This is a genomic window from Pseudomonas sp. K5002, assembly GCF_013386655.1.
Lineage (GTDB): Bacteria > Pseudomonadota > Gammaproteobacteria > Pseudomonadales > Pseudomonadaceae > Aquipseudomonas.
Map to the genome: position 1 here is coordinate 1 of NZ_JACARK010000362.1, position 3,541 is coordinate 3,541.

Genomic DNA, 3,541 nt, shown 5'->3' on the forward strand with positions numbered 1-3,541 from the left:
GCGAACAAACGTTCCAGCTGGCTCAACGAAACGTGCGCCGCCTGTGCCAGGGCTTGGGCCGAGACCTTGCCACTCAGTTGCTGATCCAGCGCCGACAGCGCGCGCTCCACCCTGGCATCTTCCAGTGCGCGTCTCGGCAATTGGCGCAGCGTGCGCTCGAGTGCTTCCAGGGACCGTTCACTGTCGGCCAGGGCGGCCTGCAAAGAGTCGAAGTCAAAGGCGCCGGGTTCGGCATACACCATCAACACCTCACCGTGGGAGTGGAGGATGGCGTGGGGCATTCTGGACGGGATAAACAGGCGATGGGCCGTGATGGCACGGCCATCGAGGCTGGCCGTGACCGGCCCGCCCGCGGAGAACATCAGCTGATGGGCATAGTGTGCATGGGACGCGGTGCGCCCCGGTATGCCCTGGATCAGCCCGTAGTCAGGCCCCAGCCACAGGCGACCTGACCATTCGGGGCTCACTCAGTAACCGTTGTCCTGCAGCAGGTCGGCCACACTCGAGGACGGCCAGCGCTTGTAGTACTTCAGCAGTTCGGCAGCGCGGTTGGTGAAGATGCCATCGACGCCGGCTTTCATGACCTTGTCGAAGTCCACCGGCTCATCCACGGTGTACACGTGCACCAGCAAGCCCTTGTCGTGGGTCAACTGGTTCATCTCGGGTTTGACCAGGTCGGAATAGCTCTGGTCGCCGAGGTTGGTCAGCTGTGCCGAAGGGCCGGTACCGATGGCGCCCAGGCTCTTGGCCTCGTCGATCCATTTTTCGAACTCGGCGGCGTCCTTCGGCTCCTGCTTGGCGTAGTAGGCGGCTTTGCTCGGCTCGCCGGACTCGGCGAAGGGCACCTTGGATTTCGGTTCGATGCTGCCTTCACCTACCCACAACAGCAGGATTTTCGGGGTGTTGGGCATCTCTTTTTGCAGTTCTTTCAGGCTGTCTTTCTCAAAGGTTTGCAGCACCACGCGGCCCTTGCCCTGGCCGACGCCGATGTTTTTCTGGGCCTGGTTGGAGCCGGTGGAGCTCAACCAGCCTTTATCCAGCAGTTTGTTCTTCAGGTCGGCCTCGATGCCCGGGAATTGCTTCGGCTCCTTGGTTTCGATGTACAGGCCGGGTTTGTGCTGCGGGTTGCCTTCGGCGATCTTGATGATTTCGTCCAGGCTGAGAATTTTCAGGCCGACGAAGCCCGGGCGGGCACGGTCCGGGTAGGCGGCGTTGAACCAGCTGCCGGCGTCCAGGGTTTTAAGTTCGGCCCAGGTGAATTCGTTGGCCGGGCTGTCCTTGCGCTCCGGGAACTTGGTGGCGACGTCGGTGGTGCGTTGCAGGTTGTTGTCATGCAGGGCGAATAGCACGCCGTCCTTGCTGCGTTGCAGGTCCATTTCCAGGTAGTCGGCACCCAGGTCGCGCGCGACTTTGTAGGCGGCGGCGGTGGATTCCGGTGCATCGAAGGAGGCGCCACGGTGGGCAATCACGGCGGGGTGCGGAATGCCTTCGTTGGTGGCCAATTCGGTAGGGCTGATCGGGCTTGCCGCCTGTGCGTGGCCAAGGCCCAGCATCAGGGCCAGCAGCAGGGCACTCTTGGTAAACGTGACAGGCATATGCGAAGTCCTTTCGTGGAGGTAACTTTGAGAAGGGCTCCTTTTTAACAATTGCTTGCGAATGGCGCTATCACCAAACCGACATTAACGTGTTCACCGGCCATTTTTCTGCACTTTTGTGCGGTGCGATGCAGTACTCTTGCCTTGAATTGCCCCATCAGAGGGCAGATTTTCCTGCCACGCGTGTAAACCATCTTTCCAGTCCAAGTAGGACTTTTCAGTGAGGTTTACCATGCGCATCACCTCCGAGCTTATCTGCCAGGCCGCCGACCAACTCCAGGGTTTTGTCGGCCTGAACCGCAAGACTGGCCAGTACATCGTCCGTTTCAGCGAAGACTCCTTCGGCATGGACGTGGCCGATGACGGCATTATCCCGACCGCCGAGTTTGTCTGGCTGCCGGTCGACGGGCAGGCCATGACCTTGTCCCGCGAGCGGATCCAGTTGTTGCTGGACCAGAACATCGACGATCGCATCAACATCACGGAACCGCTGCGGGTGTACATGCGTCGGGTGGAGATTCCACAGATCAGTGCGGTGCGCAGTCTGGTCAGTTGAGTGCCGCATAGCCCTGCGGCTGGAGCGCTTTTTGTGGCTAGGGAGCTTGCTGTGGCAGGAGGCTTGCTGTGGTGAGGGAGCTCCCTCACCACACAAGCTCCCTCACTACAGCAAGCGCCCTCACCACAGAGCCTCCCTTGTCCACATTAAGTGTTTTACACGGGCTGAGGTTTCAGCGCTCGAACGCGTAAGACCGCTCCACCTTGCACACCCGCGTATGGCACGCCAAGTACCAGGTGGCGCGGCCCTGTTCGCGCACCTCAGTGTGTTCGGCGTGCTGCTTCCAGGCCAGGATCGCGGCTTCGCTGCTCCAGTAGGACACTGTGATACCCAGCCCGTCGTCCCCGCGCGCCGATTCCACGCCGAGAAAACCGGGTTGTTGCCGGGCCAGTTCCAGCATGCGGTCGGCGGCTCGTCCGTAACCGTTGTCACCTTCAGTGCGCAATGAACTGAACACCACGGCGTAGTACGGCGGCTTGGGTGTCTTGGCGATCATGCGCAGGCCTTCAGCAGCGCAATGGCCAACGGCGGGGTGACGTCTTTAAGCGCCGCACGTTCCGGCTGGAACAGGGTGGCGACAAAAAACGGATGGCCCAGCAATTCCACCGCCCGCAGATCGCCCGCCGAGTCATGGCCGCTGGCGATCAGGTCGGCTTCCAGCAATGCGCTTTCGAAGTCTGGATTGATGCCATAGCGGCAACGGTAGCCTTCATGGATATCGAGGGTGGCGTAGGCCTCGGCGATGCGGGTATAGGCCATCAAGCGGATGGTGTCGGTCGCTTCCACCAGCGCACAGGTCAGGGGCGTGAGTACTGCACGGGGCGAATCGGGGGCCAGTTCGCCATGTTCTGCGTCGGCCCAGCCCAGCACGTTGCGGGCATATTCCAGCACCGCGTGTTGAAAACCGCCGCAGGTGCCGAGGAAAGGGCGCCGCTGTTCACGGGCATAACGGATGGCCAGCAGGGCGCCGTCCAGATCACGGTAAGGGCTGGCGGGGACGCACCAGAAGCCGTCGTAGTGCTGCAGTTGTTCGGTGGATTTGATCGTGTCGGTGGCCAGCCAGTCGAACCGCACCGTCAGGCCCAGCGCCGCGCCGGCCTGTTGCAACGCCAGGGGAATGGCCTGGTGGGCGGTGACCTGTGCATCGTAGTCGCCGATCAGGGCCAGGTGCAGGGTGGTTTTATTCATCGAGGGTATCCGTGGCTTGTTGAGTCCTGGCGCTCACTATAGATTGGCGCTCACGCAATCAATATTGGCGTTAACACACATGTTCAATGCAGCGGTGCACTATCAGATCGACTACCCCGACCTTTCCCTGATCCTCGCCCTGGTGCGCGGCGGCACGCTCGCGCGGGCGGCGGCGTTGCTGCGGGTGGATGTGTCTACGGTG

General features: G+C 61.5%; 5 protein-coding genes and 1 pseudogene. 2 read left to right on the top strand and 4 right to left on the bottom strand.

Annotated features, from left to right (window positions below; all coding sequences use genetic code 11):
- A partial coding sequence (locus tag HX846_RS17465) for an AraC family transcriptional regulator (protein ID WP_178965784.1) occupies window positions 1-467 on the bottom strand: 467 nt, incomplete at its 3' end.
- Window positions 468-1,595: a glycerophosphodiester phosphodiesterase gene (locus HX846_RS17470; RefSeq protein ID WP_008432958.1), complete on the bottom strand. Its 1,128-nt coding sequence runs from the start codon at window positions 1,593-1,595 to the stop codon at window positions 468-470.
- A gap of 232 nt (window positions 1,596-1,827) precedes the next feature.
- On the opposite strand from HX846_RS17470, the gene HX846_RS17475 reads away from it, so the two are divergent.
- A complete protein-coding gene (locus tag HX846_RS17475; protein WP_008432956.1) occupies window positions 1,828-2,151 on the top strand; it encodes a DUF2025 family protein in 324 nt (107 codons plus the stop codon).
- Window positions 2,152-2,323: 172 nt separating this feature from the next.
- On the opposite strand, the gene HX846_RS17480 is transcribed toward HX846_RS17475, so the two are convergent.
- Both HX846_RS17480 and HX846_RS17485 read right to left on the bottom strand, forming a co-directional pair.
- Complete coding sequence (locus HX846_RS17480; protein WP_178965785.1) at window positions 2,324-2,647, bottom strand: antibiotic biosynthesis monooxygenase; 324 nt, start codon at window positions 2,645-2,647, stop codon at window positions 2,324-2,326.
- A complete protein-coding gene (locus HX846_RS17485; protein WP_102369737.1) occupies window positions 2,644-3,339 on the bottom strand; it encodes a CTP synthase in 696 nt (231 codons plus the stop codon). Before HX846_RS17485 ends, HX846_RS17480 begins: the two co-directional genes overlap by 4 nt.
- A gap of 64 nt (window positions 3,340-3,403) precedes the next feature.
- On the opposite strand from HX846_RS17485, the pseudogene HX846_RS39600 reads away from it, so the two are divergent.
- A pseudogene (locus HX846_RS39600) lies at window positions 3,404-3,541 on the top strand (LysR family transcriptional regulator); the annotation flags it as partial.